Annotated in this window: 8 protein-coding genes; 3 read left to right on the forward strand and 5 right to left on the reverse strand. The window is 72.8% G+C overall.

From position 1 onward, the window contains the following. Positions 1-3: 3 nt before the first annotated feature. Positions 4-1410 carry a cation:dicarboxylate symporter family transporter gene (locus IEW03_RS13180; protein ID WP_188524145.1) on the forward strand — a complete coding sequence of 469 codons (1407 nt, stop codon included), beginning with the start codon at positions 4-6 and terminating at the stop codon, positions 1408-1410. 110 nt (positions 1411-1520) lie between these two features. Here IEW03_RS13180 and IEW03_RS13185 read toward each other — a convergent pair whose 3' ends face one another. Next, a complete protein-coding gene (locus IEW03_RS13185) occupies positions 1521-3002 on the reverse strand; it encodes an APC family permease (RefSeq protein WP_188524146.1) in 1482 nt (493 codons plus the stop codon). Between the two features lie 248 nt (positions 3003-3250). On the opposite strand from IEW03_RS13185, the gene IEW03_RS13190 reads away from it, so the two are divergent. After that, positions 3251-4456: a beta-ketoacyl-[acyl-carrier-protein] synthase family protein gene (locus tag IEW03_RS13190; RefSeq protein WP_188524147.1), complete on the forward strand. Its 1206-nt coding sequence runs from the start codon at positions 3251-3253 to the stop codon at positions 4454-4456. Positions 4457-4556: 100 nt separating this feature from the next. Continuing rightward, complete coding sequence (locus tag IEW03_RS13195) at positions 4557-4784, forward strand: excalibur calcium-binding domain-containing protein (protein ID WP_188524148.1); 228 nt, start codon at positions 4557-4559, stop codon at positions 4782-4784. Between the two features lie 99 nt (positions 4785-4883). Here IEW03_RS13195 and IEW03_RS13200 read toward each other — a convergent pair whose 3' ends face one another. The 4 genes from IEW03_RS13200 to IEW03_RS13215 form a co-directional block, all read right to left on the reverse strand. Next, the gene (locus IEW03_RS13200; RefSeq protein ID WP_188524149.1) at positions 4884-5468 is read right to left on the reverse strand and encodes an ASCH domain-containing protein; all 585 of its coding nucleotides are present in this window, start codon (positions 5466-5468) and stop codon (positions 4884-4886) included. Between the two features lie 79 nt (positions 5469-5547). Then, entirely contained in the window at positions 5548-9927 is a 4380-nt protein-coding gene (locus tag IEW03_RS13205; protein WP_188524150.1) for a glycoside hydrolase domain-containing protein, read from the reverse strand. Further along, entirely contained in the window at positions 9924-13127 is a 3204-nt protein-coding gene (locus tag IEW03_RS13210) for a GH92 family glycosyl hydrolase (RefSeq protein ID WP_188524151.1), read from the reverse strand. The genes IEW03_RS13205 and IEW03_RS13210 overlap by 4 nt, the downstream gene beginning before the upstream one ends. A gap of 1 nt (position 13128) precedes the next feature. Then, positions 13129-16416 (reverse strand): GH92 family glycosyl hydrolase, encoded by a 3288-nt coding sequence (locus IEW03_RS13215; RefSeq protein WP_188524152.1) that lies wholly within the window; start codon positions 16414-16416, stop codon positions 13129-13131. Positions 16417-16485: the final 69 nt, after the last annotated feature.

Here is a 16485-nt window from a genome sequence, read left to right on the forward strand (position 1 = left end):
CACATGGCCCTGAGAACCGCGGACGCAAGGGCGCCGAAGCGGACCGGTGGCACGCGGGACCGCACGCACTGGCTCTACATCGCCGTCATCGTCGCCGTCGTGGCGGGCGCCGTCCTGGGGCTCGCCGCCCCCGCCGCCGGGGTGGCGCTCAAGCCGCTCGGCACGGCCTTCGTGGCGCTGATCAAGATGATGATCGCGCCCGTCATCTTCTGCACCATCGTGCTGGGCATCGGCTCGATCGCGAAGGCGGCCACGGTCGGCAAGGTCGGCGGCCTCGCGCTCGCGTACTTCCTGGTGATGTCGACGTTCGCGCTGGCCATCGGCCTCGTCGTCGGTAACCTCATCCACCCGGGCGAGGGGCTGCACGCCGCCGGCCAGACCGCCACCTACGAGGTCGAGGGCGGGGGCGAGTCCATGACGGACTTCCTCGTCGGCATCATCCCCGTGACGATGCTCGCGTCGCTCACCGGCGAGTCGATCCTGCAGACGCTCTTCGTCGCCCTGCTGGTCGGCTTCGGCCTGCAGGCGATGGGGTCGTCCGGCAAGCCGATCCTGGACGGCGTCGCCCACGTCCAGCGGCTCGTCTTCAAGATCCTCATGATGATCATGTGGGCCGCGCCGGTCGGCGCGTTCGGCGCCATCGCGGGGGTCGTGGGCGAGACCGGGTTCCGGGCCATCGCGGCGCTCGGCACCCTGATGCTCGCGTTCTACCTGACCTGCGTGCTGTTCATCGTGGTGGTGCTCGGGACGGTGCTGCGCGTCGTGGCGGGCGTCAACATCTTCCGGCTGATGAAGTACCTGGCCCGCGAGTACCTGCTGATCTTCTCCACGTCGTCCTCCGAGTCGGCCCTGCCGCGCCTCATCGCGAAGATGGAGCACCTGGGCGTCTCGAAGCCGGTCGTGGGGGTGACGGTGCCGACGGGCTACTCGTTCAACCTCGACGGGACCGCCATCTACCTGACGATGTCGGCGCTCTTCGTCGCGTCGGCGCTCGACAACCCGCTGTCGGTCGGCGAGCAGATCTCGCTGCTGGTGTTCATGATCGTCGCGTCCAAGGGGGCGGCGGGCGTCACCGGCGCCGGGCTGGCCACCCTCGCCGGCGGCCTGCAGTCGCACCGCCCCGACCTGGTCGACGGCGTCGGCATCATCGTCGGCATCGACCGGTTCATGTCCGAGGCCCGCGCGCTGACCAACTTCACGGGCAACGCCGTGGCGACCATCCTCATCGGCACGTGGGTCAAGGAGATCGACGGCGAGCGCGTGCAGCGCGTGCTGCACGGTGGCCAGCCGTTCGACGAGGCGAGCCTGGCGGGCGACGGGCACGGCGACGAGGGTGCCGACGGTGCCGACGACGAGTCCGCCGACGTCGGACCGGCGCCGCGAGAGCTGGAGCCCACCGGGGCGCGCTGACCGGCGTCGCCCGGCCACCCGGCCGCCCGGCCACCCGCGAGCGTCTCTGTGCGTCAGGAATCCGGGCGGGATTCCTGACGCACAGGGACGCTCGCCGGCCTAGGCCCGGGTCAGCGCTTGGGGAACCCCGCGCCCGGCTTGTCCTCGTCCAGGTCCTCGATGTGCTCGAACTCGGTGGGCCGGTGCCGCACCGCACGGTTGTAGATCCAGGTGAGGAAGGACAGCACCACGCCGACGGCGAGGAGCCCGCCCGCGATGGCGTACTGCTCCTGCTGGTCCGCCGACCGCGCCCACGGCCCCGCGAGGTACGCGCAGGTGATCGCGCCGAGCAGGGCGACCCACGACTTGGTGCGGAAGTGCTCGTGCTGCACGGGCTGACGACGCAGCACCAGCAACGCCACGTTCACGACGGCGAACACGACCAGGAGCAGCAGCGACGTCGTCCCGCCGAGCAGGCTGATGGCGTTCGAGCCGGACTCGGTGCCGCTGGCGGGCACGACGTAGAGGATGAGCCCGAACGCGATGAGCGTGGTGACGATGATCGACACCCACGGGGTGTGGCGGGTGCGGTGCACCTTGCCGAAGGCGCGCGGGAGCACCCCCTGGTTCGCCAGCCCGTACAGCAGGCGCGAAGCCATGAGCATGTTGATCAACGCGGAGTTCGCGACCGCGAACATCCCGATGAACGGGAAGATCGTGTCGAACGGCAGGTTCGGCGCCCCCGCCGCGACGACCTGCGTGAGCGCGGAGCCCTTCGACTCGTCCGTCAGGTCGCCCACCGGCACGAGGGCCACCGCGGTGATCGCGACCAGCACGTAGATCAGCCCGGTGATCGACAGACCCGTGAGCATCACGCGCGGGAAGTCCTTCACCGGGTCCCGGCACTCCTCGGCCATGTTCACCGAGTCCTCGAAGCCGACCATGGCGAAGAAGGCGAGCGTGGTGGCCGCGGTGACGGCGAGGAACACGCTCTTGTCGTCGGCGCTCTCGAAGACGACGACGCGGGAGAAGTCGGCCCGTCCCTGCGTCACGGCCCAGAGGCCGACGAAGATGATGAGGAGCAGCCCGGACAGCTCCACGATCGTCAGGACGACGTTCGCCTTGACGCTCTCCCCCACGCCACGGAAGTTGATGATCGCCACGAGGGTCATGAAGCCGAGCGCGATGAGCAGCAGGCCCGGGCCACCGGCCTCGAGGCCGAGGCCGAAGCCGTCGTTGAGGAAACCGGCGAACGCGTTCGACGCCGTCGACGCGGAGGTGATGCCGGAGCACATCACCATGAACGCGATGATGAACGTGACGAAGTGGATGCCGAACGCCTTGTGCGTGTACAGGGCGGCACCCGCGGCGTGCGGGTACTTCGTCACCAGCTCCAGGTAGGAGAACGCCGTCAGCGTCGCGACGGCGAACGCGATGAGGAACGGTGCCCACGCCGCCCCGCCGACCTCGCCCGCGACCTGCCCGGTCAGCGCGTAGACGCCGGTGCCGAGGATGTCGCCCACGATGAACAGCAGCAGGAGCTTGCGCCCCATGACGCGCTTGAGACCGTGCTCGGGCACGACCGTGCCGTCGTGCGCGGTGTCCTGGCTCATCCGTGCCTCCTCGCCTGGTGCGCCTGTCCCCGGTGCCACGATGCGCCGGTGCGCCGCCTCCCATGGAACATCGCCGCAGGCTGACGCGCGCGTTGCGCGTCCGGCGTGGCGTCGTGCTCGGGCCGCCGGGGGCCCGGCCGTGCCCGTGGACTCCACCGGCGGACTTCGCCCGCGTACGGCACAGTTCTGGTCACAGGTCTTGCACGGTGCGGGGGCAGGGGGCGCTCGGACGTGGAGGGTAGACCGACTTGGGACGAACGGTGGTCACAGGGTTCGGGGCGATCACGCCCGTCGGCCTCACGGTGCGCGAGACCTGGGCGTCGCTGTCCGACGGTGTCGGAGCGGTGACGGCGCTCGAGGACGGCTGGGCGCGCGACCTCCCGGTGCGCATCGCGGCGCGGGTCGACGACGCGTTCACGGCGTCGCTGCAGGTCCGCGAGCTGCGGCGGCTGGACCGGGCCGAGCAGCTGACGCTCGTCGCCGGGCGCGAGGCATGGGCGTCGGCGGGCGCCCCGGACGTCGACCCCGAGCGGCTCGCCGTGTCGATCGGCACCGCGAACGGCGGGCTCTCCACCACCCTCGCCCAGTACGACGTGCTGCAGCGCGAGGGGCACCGGCGGGTGTCCCCGCACGCGGTGACGATGGTGATGGCGAACGGGCCGGCGGCGTGGCTGTCGATCGACCTCGGTGCCAAGGCGGGCGCCCGGGGGCCGGTGAGCGCCTGCGCGGCCGGCGTGGAGGCCATCGTGCAGGGCCGGCAGATGATCCTCGCCGGCGAGGCGGACGTCGTCCTGTGCGGCGGGGTCGAGGCGAGCATCGTCGACCTGTGCATCTCGGCGTTCGCCCGCGCCCGCGCGATGTCGACGCGCAACGACGAGCCCGAGCGGGCCTCGCGGCCGTTCGACGTCGGTCGGGACGGCTTCGTCATGGGCGAGGGCTCCGTGGTGCTGGTGCTCGAGTCCGAGGAGCACGCTCGCGCCCGTGGGGCGACGGTGCTCGGCGCCGTCGACGGCGCGTCCCTCACCTCCGACGCGCACGACATCGTCGGCGGCGAGCCCGGCAACCAGGCCCGCACGGTCGGCCTCGCCCTGCGCTCCGCGGGCCTCACCGCCGCCGACGTCGGCCTGGTGCACGCGCACGCCACCTCCACGCCGTCGGGCGACCTCAACGAGGCCCGTGCCCTGCGGGAGGTCTTCACCGACCCGCCGCCGGTCACCGCGACCAAGGCGTCGACCGGTCACCTGCTCGGTGCGTCCGGCGCGCTGGGCGCCCTGGTCGCCCTGCTCGCGATGCGCGACGGCGTCGTGCCCCCCACGCTCAACCTCGACGAGCAGGACCCGGCCGTCGACCTCGACGTCGTCACGGCGTCCCGGCCGACGACGGCCCGGCACGCGCTCGTCGACGCCTTCGGGTTCGGGGGCCACAGCGCCGCGCTGGTGCTGTCGCGGGAGTGAGCCCAGGAGCGTCCGGGGAGTTCACCCCCTGCCGGGCGCACCGGGCCGACAGCGGGAACCTCTTTCCTGGTGCCCGCGCGGCGAGCGGGGACCCCAGGGGGTGGACGGCGAGCCCGGCCCTGCCGGCCAGGACGCGAGCGGGACGTCGAACGACATCGACCCCCCGGCCGACGTGCCCGACCCTCCGGCCGAGGCCCCCGACACCACGGCGGACTACTACGAGAACTGCGACGCCGCCCGCAGCGACGGCGCCGCCCCGGTGTTCGCGGGCGATCCCGGGTACGGCAGCCACCTGGACCGCGACGGCGACGGCGTCGGCTGCGAGTAGTCCCGAGCCGGGCCCACGAGCCGTGGACGACCCGCAGCACCTGGCGACGTAGCGATCCCTCGCGGTCGTGGGCGAGAACCGGAAGGCATCACTACGTCGTCACGGGCTGCTGGTGGTCGCGTCCAGGTAGGTGCGCCCGCGCGGGGAGATGCGGTAGCCGACGTCGAGGCTCTCGGTGAGCCCGAGCTCCTTGAGCCGCCGCACGCGGATCTTGAACGGGTCGCGCTCCATGCCGATGCCGGCGGCGAGCTCCCGCGCGACGACGCCGGGGTGTGCGTCGATCAGCTCGAGGTACGCGCGCGTCCACGGCTCGGGCGCGGCGCGGTCCATGCGCGCCAGACGCCCGGAGATCGCGGCGACGGCTGTGTCGTCCAGGTCGGCGTCCTGCCGCAGCGCGACGCGCGGGTCCTCGCCGACGACGCGCAGCCCCACCCGGTACAGGTCGCCCTCACCCCGCCGCGCGATCCAGGCACGGGCCGCGTCCGCCGAGCGGAAGCCCGCGGCGTGCGCGTCGTCGTCCGTGATCGCCGCCGCCTCCATCAGGTCGACGGCGGTCACCTCGACCACCCCCGCCCGCGTGCGCATCGTGCTCCCGGGGCGCACCCGCACCACCGCCCACCGGCGGTACGTGTGCGTGACCGTCCCGTCCGTGATCCCGCGCAGCGTCCTCGCGTCGAGCAACACGGTCCCACGATGCCAGCCCGGAAGCTCGCGCGCCCGCGGCGGGTCACGCCCTCACGGCCAGGTCATCCCTCAGGCCGGGTCACCGGCACGACCGTCCCGCGTACTCGTGGGTCGTCGTGCCGCCGCCCGCCGAGACGGTCACGTTGCCCGCGTCGAGCGTCCGGCCGTGCGCGGGGACCGAGGTGCGCCACGTGTCCCCCGGCTCGAGGCCGGAGCGCACGCGCTCCGTGCCGACGGCCGCCACGGTGACGTCGGTGCGCTCGTCGGAGGTGTTGGTCACCGCGACCTGCACGAACGGCTTCCGGCCGCGGCACTCGGTCGCGACGTCCACGGAGACCGGCACCAGGTCGTCGGTCGGCACCAGCTGGTCGGCCGCGAGCGAGAGCCGGCGGGCCCGGTCGTCGACCAGCTCCTGCGTGGCGTCGTCCGCCGCGAGCAGCGCCCGCGCGGCGTCGAGCTCACGCACGAACACGCCGAAGTCGATGCGGCCGTACCGCTCGCCGTCGCCCTCGAGGTGCTCGGCCTCGGCGACCACCTCCGCGAGCGCGGTGGTGTCCACCGGGGGGACGTCGACGGGGGTGGAGAAGGTCATGCCGTCGACGTTCGCCACGTACGGGTGGTTCGCGTACGCCTCGGTCGTCAGGCGCACGAAGACCTCATGGGTGCCGGACACCGGGCCCGGGAGGTCGATCGTGGCGACGCCGTCGTCCGACCAGCCGGTCCCGGTCGTGGGCAGCGGGACGGTGGCGAACGGCTCGCCCGGGGCGGCCGGGTCGAACTCGTCCAGGTACACCTCCAGCGCGGAGCCGTTCCCGCAGCGGCTCGAGTTGTGCACGTAGTGCACCGTGAGCTGCTCGAGCGGGGCCGCGCCGAGGTCGACCTCGCCGTAGGCGAGCCAGTCGCCGTCCGCGGTGCCCCCGACGTTGGTGACCGGGCCGCTGGCCCACGTGGAGCTCTCGTTCTTGAGCCCGCGGCCCGAGTGCTCGGTCCAGCTCTCCGCCTCGACCGTCACCTCAGGCGCGCCCTGGACCGGGGGATCCTCGCCGAACCGGAACCAGTCGACGTTCGCGACCCAGCTCCGTCCGTCCGGGGCGCGGAGCTCGAACGTCACCACGCCGGCGTCGACGAGCGCTCGCGCGTCGTCGAGCGGGACGGTCACCTCGCGGTAGTTCCCCCACCCGCCGGTGCCCGCCAGGTCCACGGTCGCCACGACCGGGCCGTCGACGTCACCGCCGTGCACCACGACCGTGCTCGGCTCCTCGCCCGGCCCGAAGCTCGTCGCGTACGCCACGGTCAGGTACCCGGGCCGCGCGTCGCCGTCGAATGTCATGTCCTGGTACTGGACCCACGCCCCCGACCGCACGCCGCCGAGGTTGCCGGACGAGCCATTCGCCTCGTTCGACAGCTCACCGCCGGACCAGCCCTCGGACTCCTCTCCCTCCAGGACCCGGAACCCGCCCCCGGTGATGTCTAGACCGTCGATCGCCGCCTCGAGCCGATCGACCGCGAACCGCAGGTCCACGCTCGACGACCCGTCGTCGGCGAGCAGCCCCTGAGCGCGCTCGAGCGCGGCCGTGAACCGGGCGAAGGACACCGAGGAGTAGTGGGCCTTGCGCACCGCGACCGCGTCGTCCACCAGGTCGGCCAGCGCGGACCGTTCCGCGCGGGCGACGGACAGCCGCAGCGGCGAGCGCAGCGAGATCCCCTCGCCCCGCAGCGCGGAAGCCTCGACGCCACCGGCGAGCGCCGAGTCGCGCAGGCGCACGTAGAAGCGGGCGGCGTCGGACGCTGTGCCGCTCAGCGCGACCGTGAGCCGCTTGCGCGAGCTGACCGTGACGGTCGCGTCGACGCCGTCCGGCAGCCTCTCGACGGTCGCGTCGCCGCTCGCCACCAGCTCCGTCCCAGGGCGGGCGGCGAGCTTCGCTCCCCCGCTCAGCGTCAGCGTCACCGTGGCGTCGACCCCGCCGTCGGCGCCGGCCCGCACCGTCGCCGGGTCGGCCGCGACGCGGTAGCCGCCCTCGTCGCCGCCGTCGGTGACCGTGCTCATCGAGTACGGGGGCTCGGTGTCCGTGCCCCAGTCGCTCGGCTCGTCGTCCATCCGGAACGCGAGGTCTCCCCCGCCGACGAGGGTGGAGTAGTCGACCCACGTGTTGTCGAACGGGGCACCGTCGAGCGACGCGGACCGCACGTAGAAGTCGTCCTCGGACACGCCGTCGGCCGTCACCGTGAAGGTCGTGCCGTCGTCGTAGCCGATGACCGCGGAGTCGAAGAACGGCGACCCGACCTGGTACTGCGACGACCCTGCGGTGACCGGGAAGAGCCCGATCGCCGCGGCCACGAACATCGTCGACATCGTGCCCGCGTCGTTGTCCATCGTGGCGAGCATGCCGCGCGGGTCCAGCTGGTAGACCTTCGTCCTGATCGGCGGGGTGAACTCGCCGCCGCCGCTCGGGAAGAAGCTCGTGGAGCCGGTGCCGATGTACCGGTTCCAGGTCGGCTTCGTGTAGATCGCGCGCGTCCACTTCTGCGTCAGGCTCGGCTCGCCGACGTAGTTGAACAGGTACGGGGCCTGCAGGTCGATCTCGTTCGCGTTCGAGTGCAGCATGCCGGACCCGTCGTCCTCCGCCGCGTCCTCGCCGAACATGTGGCGCATCGCGAGGCGGGCCGCCTCGGTGCCGCCCATCGCCTCGACGAGGGCGTCCATGTCGTACGCGTCGTACCAGTGGTACTGCCAGAGCGTGCCCTGGTAGAGCTTCGCAGCCTCGAACTTCTCGTGGTCGGCGCTCTGCCACGACCCGTCGGCGGCACGCGGGGTGAGCACGCCGACCTCGGTACCGTCCGGGGCCGTCCAGGCGCCGGGTTTGACGAGGTTCTCGATCGGCAGTGCCGCCTGCTCGCGCAGCTCCTGCGCCTCGTCGGCGAGCCCGAGCTCGTCGGCGACGATCGACAGGCCCCACTGGTCGTAACCGCGCTGCACCGTGGCACCGGGGTCGCCCGGGACGTACCCGCGCTCGCGGTCGGCGTCGCTGTACCGCCCCACGAGGCGCTCGAGAGCCGGGTACGCCTCGTCGAGCCGCTCCAGCCCGGTGTACCCCTTGGCGATCGCGTCGGCGACCACGACGGCGGAGCGCTCCCAGCGCACCGTCGGCACCGTGTGCGTGAGCCCGCCCAGGCCGCCGCCGCTTCCCTCGGCCTCCGCGTCGGCGAACAGGTAGACCATCGACTGCACCATGTCGCGGTACAGCGAGGGGTCGATATAGGCGAGCACGGAGAACTTGCGGAAGTCGTCCCAGGTGGCCCAGGAGTCGTAGTAGGTAAAGCCCTGCGCGCGGTGCACCGTGCCGTCGACGCCCCGGTACGTCCCCGACGTGCTCGTCGCGTTCATCGGCATGGCGAACATCCGGTACAGGTGCGTGTAGAACAGCCGCTCGAGCTCACCGGTGGGGTCGGTCGCGACCGAGGCCGTGACGTCGACCTTCCCGAGCGTGCGGTTCCACTCGGCGCGGGTGCGCTCGTGCACCTGGTCGAAGCCGAGGCCGCCGAGCTCGGCCTCCTGGTCGGCCTTCGCCTGCGCCGCGCTCACGGGGGACACCGTGACCTCGAGCCCGACGTCGTCGCGGGCGGCGGCGTCGAACGTGAGGATCGCGCCGGTGTCCTTGCCGTCCTGCACGGTCGCGTCGGTGAGCTCGCGGTCGTCGCCCCAGGTCTGCACGCCCTCGACCGGCCGCGTCGTCGTCGCGTAGTAGTGCATGGTGTACGACGCGTTGTAGAAGTGTCCGGTGAAGCTGCCGGCGATCGCCACGCGGCCGTCGTCGAGCGACGACACGTCGAGCGACGACGCGATCCGGCTCGTGTTGTTGGTCGAGAGGTCGACCACGAGGCTCGGCGTGGAGCCGGCGGGGAAGTCGTAGCGGTGGACGCCGGACCGCGTCGTGGCGGTCACCTCCGCCTCGATCGTGCCGGGCGCCGCCGTGATCGCGCCGTCCGTGCCCGCCACGTTGCCGAGGCCGACCGCGTAGTAGCCCGGGCTGCCGACTTCGTCGTCGTGCGAGAACGGGTGCGCGTACGTGCTCGTGTCCGGCCGCGACGTGTACGTCCCCGACGTGGGGACGACGAGGATGTCGCCGCCGCCGCCGGACCCGCCGACGCCGTCCAGGTTGGTGTGGGTGAAGCCGGAGATCTGCGACTGCGCGTAGTCGTACCCGGTGTTGTTGCGTCCGGGCATGGTGCGCGGGTTGATCTTGGCCAGCCCGTTCGGCGCCTGCGCCGCCGGCATGTCGTTGCCGAAGTCGCCCTCCGTGCCGACGAACACGTCGACGAGCGACGCGAGGTCCCGGTCGTCGGCCGCGGCCGGCGCCGCCGGTGCGGCCGAGGCCGCGGGCGCGAGCCCGACGACCGCGAGGGCCGCCGCGAGCGTCCCCGCGACGAGCCGGCCACCGCGGCGGCGGATGGCGGTCATCGGTCTCCCCTGTCGGTGGCAATCGCGAACACGTGCAGGTCGGGCTCGCTCGGGAACCTCACGCTCACGACCTGCTTGCCTTCCGGAGCCGTGTACGCCGAGGTCGCGAAGACGAAGGCGCCGTCGTCACCCCCGTTGCGCGCGTCCACGCGCGCCACCACCTCGTTGCCCTCCACCGGGGAGCCGTCGTCGCTGGGCAGCACCCAGTCGCCGAACGCGAGCTCGGTCGCCGCGGTGCTGCCGTCGTCGAACGTCAGCACCGCGTCTCCCCGGTGCGTGCCGTTGGTGGCCGTGCCGACGAACGACAGGCCCGACGACGGGCCGTCCAGGCGCACGGTCTGCCCGTCGAGCGTCACGGAGTCCACCCGGCCATCGGGGGACGACGGCCATGTGAAGCCGAGCCCCTGTGTGGTGTGCTCCGAGCCCGGGGCGAGCCCGGCGTCCGCGAGCGCCTCGCGCGAGTACGAGTTGCCGGCGCCGTCGAGGTCGGCCGACGCGCGCTTCTCCGCGCTCGCGCTGCCGACGGTGTCGTATGCCGCGAAGAGGCTGCCCGCGTCGGCGACGCGGATCGTCAGCGGCGCGCGGACCTCACCTCCGGCCCCGTCGCCGGTGGAGACCACCAGCTCCGCGTCGTGGAAGCCCTCACCCGCGCCCTCGTCGAGCGTGATCGGTACGGTGCCGGTGACTCGGCCGGAGCCGTCCGACTCCAGCATCGCCTTCCCCCCGGTGACGCCGTCCGGGGCCTCGAGGCGCGCCGAGACATCGCTGTCGAGGTCGCCGAAGAGCTGCGCGGTGAACCCGACCTCGGCGGTGCCGCCCGGCTCCACGGTCACGGTCCCGGCGTCCGCGGCGGCGAGGACGGGCTGCTCGCCGTCCCGGAACGACGGCGGCGCGGCCTGCGCGCCGGTCCCCCAGGAGGTGTCGCGCTCGGTGGACAGGTCGAGCCGGACGAGGCCGCCGCGCTCCACCGTGCGCTCGGGCAGCCAGGTCGCGTCGAGCGACCGACCGCCGGCCTTCGCCCCGGTGATGTACCGGGCGCCGCTCGATGCGCCGGGCGCGCGGATGTCGAGGTCACGGCCGGGCAGGTCGACGACGACGCGGTCGAAGCGCGGGCTGTTGAGTGCGAGCACGTTCGTGCCCGGCGTCGTGGGGTACAGCCCCATCGCGGCCCACACGTACCACCCGGCCTGGGCGCCAAGGTCGTCGTTGCCGGGCTTGCCGTCGGGGACGGGTTGGAACAGCGTCGACGTCAGCTCGTCCACCAGCTCGCTGGTGCGCCACGGCTGGCCGAGGTAGTCGTACAGCCACGGCACCCCGAAGTTCGGCTCGTTCCCGATCCACAGGTGCGGGTCGTTCGGCCCGGAGTTGTGCGTGGTGACGAACTCGTCGAGACGGTCCGCGGCAGCCTCGCGACCACCGAGCGCCTCGGTGAGCCCCGCGACGTCCTGCGGCACGAGCCACGTGTACTGCTCCGCGTTGCCCTCGTCGAAGCCCTCCTGCCCGAAGCCCTCCCCGGCCTCGTCGCGGACGAAGGTGCCGTCGTCGTTCCGGGCCGCCGCCGTGCGGGTGCTCGGGTCGAAGACGTTCTGCCAGTACTGGCCACGCTCGGCGAACTCGGCGGCGAGCTCGTCGTCGCCGCGGTCCCCGGCGAGCTGCCCGATCGCGAAGTCGGCGATCGACCACTCCAGGGTGATGGAGGCCCCGACGACGCGGTGGTCGCCGCGGAACTCCTCCGTCTGCGGGGCGTAGCCGCGCTCGAGGTAGGTCTCGATGCCGCGCCGCTGGATGTACCCGTTCTCCGTGGGCGCCGCCTCGGTGGCTCCCTTCACCATGTACTCGAGCGCCGCGTCGACGTCGAAGTCCCGTGCCCCGAACGCGTGCATGCTGGCGATGAGCGGGACGGACGAGTCGCCCGTCATCTGCCCCACGTGCTGGTTCGCCACCGGCCAGCGCGGCAGCCAGCCGCTCTGCTCGGCGTCGTTCACGAGCGACTGCGCCATGTCCGACGCCCGGTCGGGCGCGATCATGGCCTGCAGGGCGCCGAGCGAGCGGTACGTGTCCCAATCGCTGAAGTTCGCGTACTGCTCGTGCCCCCGGCGCACGTGGTGGATCTCGCCGTCGAACCCGATGTAGCGGCCGTCGACGTCGCTGAACGTGTTCGGGTGCAGCAGCGAGTGGTAGAGCGACGTGTAGAACATCGTGAGGTCGTCGGCGTCGCGGCCCGCCACGCGGATCTTGCGGAGCTGATCGGCCCAGGCGGCGCGGTTCGCGTCGCGCACGGCGTCGAAGTCCCAGTCGGGGATCTCGGCGTCGAGGTTCGCCCGGGCGCCCTCGGCGCTGACGTAGGAGATCGCCACCTTCGCGTTGACCGTCGCGCCCGGCGCAAACGTCAGCCACGAGCCCGCGTTCTTCCCCGCGGCGTCGCGGACGCCGGGCGAGAGCTCCTCGCCCTCCCAGGTGCCGAAGCCCTCGAAGTCCTGGTCGAACTCGACGGCGTAGTAGAGCGTGTGGGTGTTGTTCTTGCCGCAGAACCCGCCGGAGCGTACCGAGCCGGACACCGTGCGCTCACCCACGACCTCGGTGGTCGCCTCCTGCACGGTGGCGAGCGAGCCGCCCGCGTTGAGGATGACCTGGGAGTCGCCGTCCGCGGGGTAGTCGAACGTCAGCCCGCCCGAACGCGTGGCGGCAGACAGCTCCGCCTCGATCCCCGAGGACTGCAGGGTGACCTCATAGCGCCCGACCTCGGCGCTCTCGGCGTCGTGCGAGAACTTCTCGCTGCGCTCCCACGGGCGCTCGCCGACGTCGCCGCTCACGGGCAGGATCGGCACGTCGCCGAAGATGTTGCAGCCGGCGGCCGCGTGCGTGAGCGAGAACCCGCGGATCGCCTCGTGGGAGTACCGATACCCCGCGTACGCGCGGTCCGGGTCGTCCACCGACACCTGGGTGTCCGGGGACAGCTGCATCATGCCGAACGGCATCGATGGCCCGGGAAAGTTGTTGATCTCCCCGACGACGCCGGTCGCCTGGCCCGTGCCCACCATCGGGTCCACGTACGGCACCGGGTCGCGCACGAGGCGCGGCGGGGCGCCGTCCGACGCACCGGCCGGGCTCGCCGCGACGGCGCCGCCGAGCAGCACGGCCGCCGTCGTCACGAGGGCCGCGAGTCGCTCGCGCCCTGTCCTGGTCCGGGGCTTCGTCATCTCAGGCTCCTGGCTCGGTCGCGATCGCGAAGACGTGCATGCGGGTGTTGGACGGCAGGGTCACGGAGGTGAGCTCCTTGCCGGCCGGGACGTCGACCGGCGCGGTCGCGTAGAGGCCGCAGCCGAAGGTGTCGACGTCCTCGCCGTTGCCGCGCCCGCCGGGCTTGGCGACCAGGATGTTGTCCCCCTCGGGCGAGCCCGCGCACCAGTCGGTGAGGGTGATCTCGGCGTCGGTGCTGGACCCGTCGGCGAAGCCGAGCCGCAGCGTGCCGTCCTGGGCGCCGTGCGTGGCGGTTCCCACGACGGACACGGCGCGGGACCCGGACAGCTCCGCGGGCACGGCGAGCTCCTGCCCGTCGGCGAGGGCGTTGTCCGGCTGGCCGGCGTCGGGCGCCCCCAGCACGTAGGTCAGCTCCGTGCCGGGCACGATGAGCTCCAGGCCCTGCACGGCGCCGGCGTCGGCGAGGCCGTCGCGCAGCAGGTACGCGCCCCCGCCGTCGAGGTCCGCGTTCGCCGCGGCCCGGTCGCCGATGCCCACATTGTCGAACGCGGGCGCGAGCCACGACGGCGCCGCCACCACGACCGGCACCTCGCGCTCGACGGTGGCGCCCGCCTCGTCGGTCACGACGACGCGCGTCACGTACTCCCCCGGCGGGGCGTCGGCCGCCGCGGTGAAGGTGATGGTCCCTTCCACGGTCGCAGGCAACCCGCCCGAGCCGGCGGTCCAGTCGGCGAGGTCGGTCTCCGCCTCCACCGGGCCGTCTGCGGAGATCGCGACGCTGCCCGACCGCTCGCCCGCACCCTGCGCGACGACCTGCACGGACGCCTCGACGCTGCCGCCCGGCTGCAGCACCGGGTGCCGCGGGGCGACGCCGGCGAACAGCCGGTCCGCGTCCTGCGCCTCGCCCGGCGCCACCGCGCCCGGCAGGTCCGACGGCGCCGTCGCCCAGGCGGACGGCTCGGCGCCGACGGCGAAGTCGAGCGAGCGGCCCGACGTCAGCTCGTCGCCGGTGAGGAAGGCCTGCGACAGGTCGTGCCGGCCGAGCGACACGGACTGCGTGTACCGGTCGGCGTCCGAGACGCCGTCGGCGGTGATATGCAGGGAGCCGCGGTCGTAGAACCGGCCGTCGAGGTCGATCCGCACGTCCTCGAACCGGGGCGTCGTCAGGCCCCACAGGTCGGTGCCCGGCGCGATCGGGTACACCCCGATCGACGACAGCACGTGCCAGGCCGACATCGTGCCCAGGTCGTCGTTGCCCGTCACGCCGTCCGGCCCGTCCGTGAAGAGGGTCGACGCGGCCCGGACGACGTCCGTCGTCTTCCACGGCTGGCCGAGCCACAGGTAGGTGTACGGGGCGTGCAGGTTCGGCTCGTTGTTCGGGTTGTAGGTGTGCCACCCGTAGTAGTCGTACGTGCCGTTGACCCAGACCTCGCGCGCCGTGCGCTCCGGGTCGGCCAGCAGCTCGTCGTAGGCGAAGAAGTCGTCGAGGTCGCTCGTGGTGGCCTCGGTGCCGCCCAGCAGGTCGACCAGCCCGGGCACGTCCTGCGGCACGAGCCACTGGTACTGCACGGCCGTGCCCTCGTGGAAGCCCTCGCTGTGCGCCGGGTCCGGGTCGCCGATGAACAGCCCGTCGGCGTTCCGGGCCCGGAACGCGCCCGTGCGCGGGTCGAAGACGTTGCGGTAGCTCTGCCCGCGCTCCGCATACCGGTCCGCGTCCTCGTCGTGACCCAGCTCGCGGGCCATCGTCGACAGCATCGCGTCCGACAGCGCGTACTCGAGCGTGGCCGACCCGCCGTGGTCGAGGTCGAAGTCCCCGGGCCGGGTGCGGCGCGTCGGGTCCTGCGGCACGAAGCCGTCGCGGAGGTACTCGACGTTGACGGCCCGGCCGTTGGCCGGGCCGTCCGCGGGCGGCACGCCGTCCGCGTTCTGCTTCAGGACCTCGTACGCCTCGTCCTCGTGCCCGTCGAGCAGGCCCTGGTGGAACGCGCTGACCAGGAACGGCGTCACGGGGTCGCCGGTCATGATGTTCGTCTCGACCGTGCCGTAGCCCCACCGCGGCAGCCAGCCGCCCTGCTGGCCCTGCCGCACGACCGACAACGCCATGTCCTGCGACTCGCGCGGGGCCAGCAGCGCGAGCAGCTGCTGCTGCGTGCGGTACGTGTCCCACAGCGAGAAGTTCTGGTAGTAGGTGAACCCCTTCTCGCGGTGCACCTCCTGGTCCCACCCGCGGTAGCGGCCGTCGACGTCGGAGCCGACGTTGGGTGCGAGGAAGCTGCGGTACAGCGAGGAGTAGAAGGTCCGCAGGTCCTCGGTGGCGCCCCGTTCGACGCGCACCGTGCGCAGCCGCTTCTCCCACGCCCGGGTCGTCCGGTGGTGCACCCGGTCGAAGGTGCCGCGCTCGGCCCGCAGGTTCGCCTTCGCGCCGCGCGCGTCGACGTAGCTCATGGAGGTCACGACCTCCACGTCGCGGTCCTTCGTCGCGTCGAACTGCACGTACGCGCCGAGCCGGCCCTCGCCCTCGGCGGCGTCCGAACCCGCGGTGACGTCGTCCCCGCTCCACGTGCCGTGCGCGGCGATCGGCCGGTCGAACACCGTGCGGGTGTGGATGGTCTGCGGCTCGGTGTCCTGGCAGAAGCCGCGGGTCGTGATGGTGGTCTCGACCGTCCGCTCGTCGACCACGCGCACGCTCGAGCCCGTGACCCGGTTGAGCGCCTGGCCCGTGTTGAGCATGACCGTGGCCTTCTCCGTGGCAGGGAAGGTGTAACGCTGCACGCCCGTGCGCTCCGACGCCGTGAGCTCCGCCTGCACCACGCCGTCGGGAGCCTGCAGCCCCACGCGGTAGTACCCGGGCGCGGCCTCCTCGTCGTCGTGCGTGTAGGCGAGCTCGTACTCGGCGTAGTCCGTGCTCGTCGGGTCGCCGGTGGTGGGCAGCACGGGCAGCGGTCCGCCCAGCCCGCAGCCGACGCCGGACAGGTGCACGAGCGAGAAGCCACGCACGTGGTCGCGGCCGTAGTCGTAGCCGACGTTGTGCCCGTTGTCCGGCGAGAGCTGCACCATGCCGAACGGCGCCGCCGCCCCCGGGTACGTGTTCCCGTCGTCCTTGGTGCCGATGAACGGGTTGACGTAGCTCGTGAGCGGGCCGTCGGCCCGCTCGAGCTCGTCGGAGGGCGGTGCGGCGGACGCCGGGGCACCCGCTGCTCCCACGCCGAGGCCGACGCCGAGGGCGGCGGTGGTCGTGAGGGCGAGCGCCCTGCGGAATCGGCCGGAGGGGCCTCGACGTGCGGTCATGCGGCTCGTTCCTTCCACGGCGGTGTGGGGAGATCACGCGTCGGCCGGGGCCGACAGGGGTCAGGCTTC

Origin of the sequence: Isoptericola cucumis (genome assembly GCF_014635665.1) — a bacterium.
In the GTDB taxonomy this organism is placed as follows: Bacteria; Actinomycetota; Actinomycetes; order Actinomycetales; family Cellulomonadaceae; genus Isoptericola; species Isoptericola cucumis.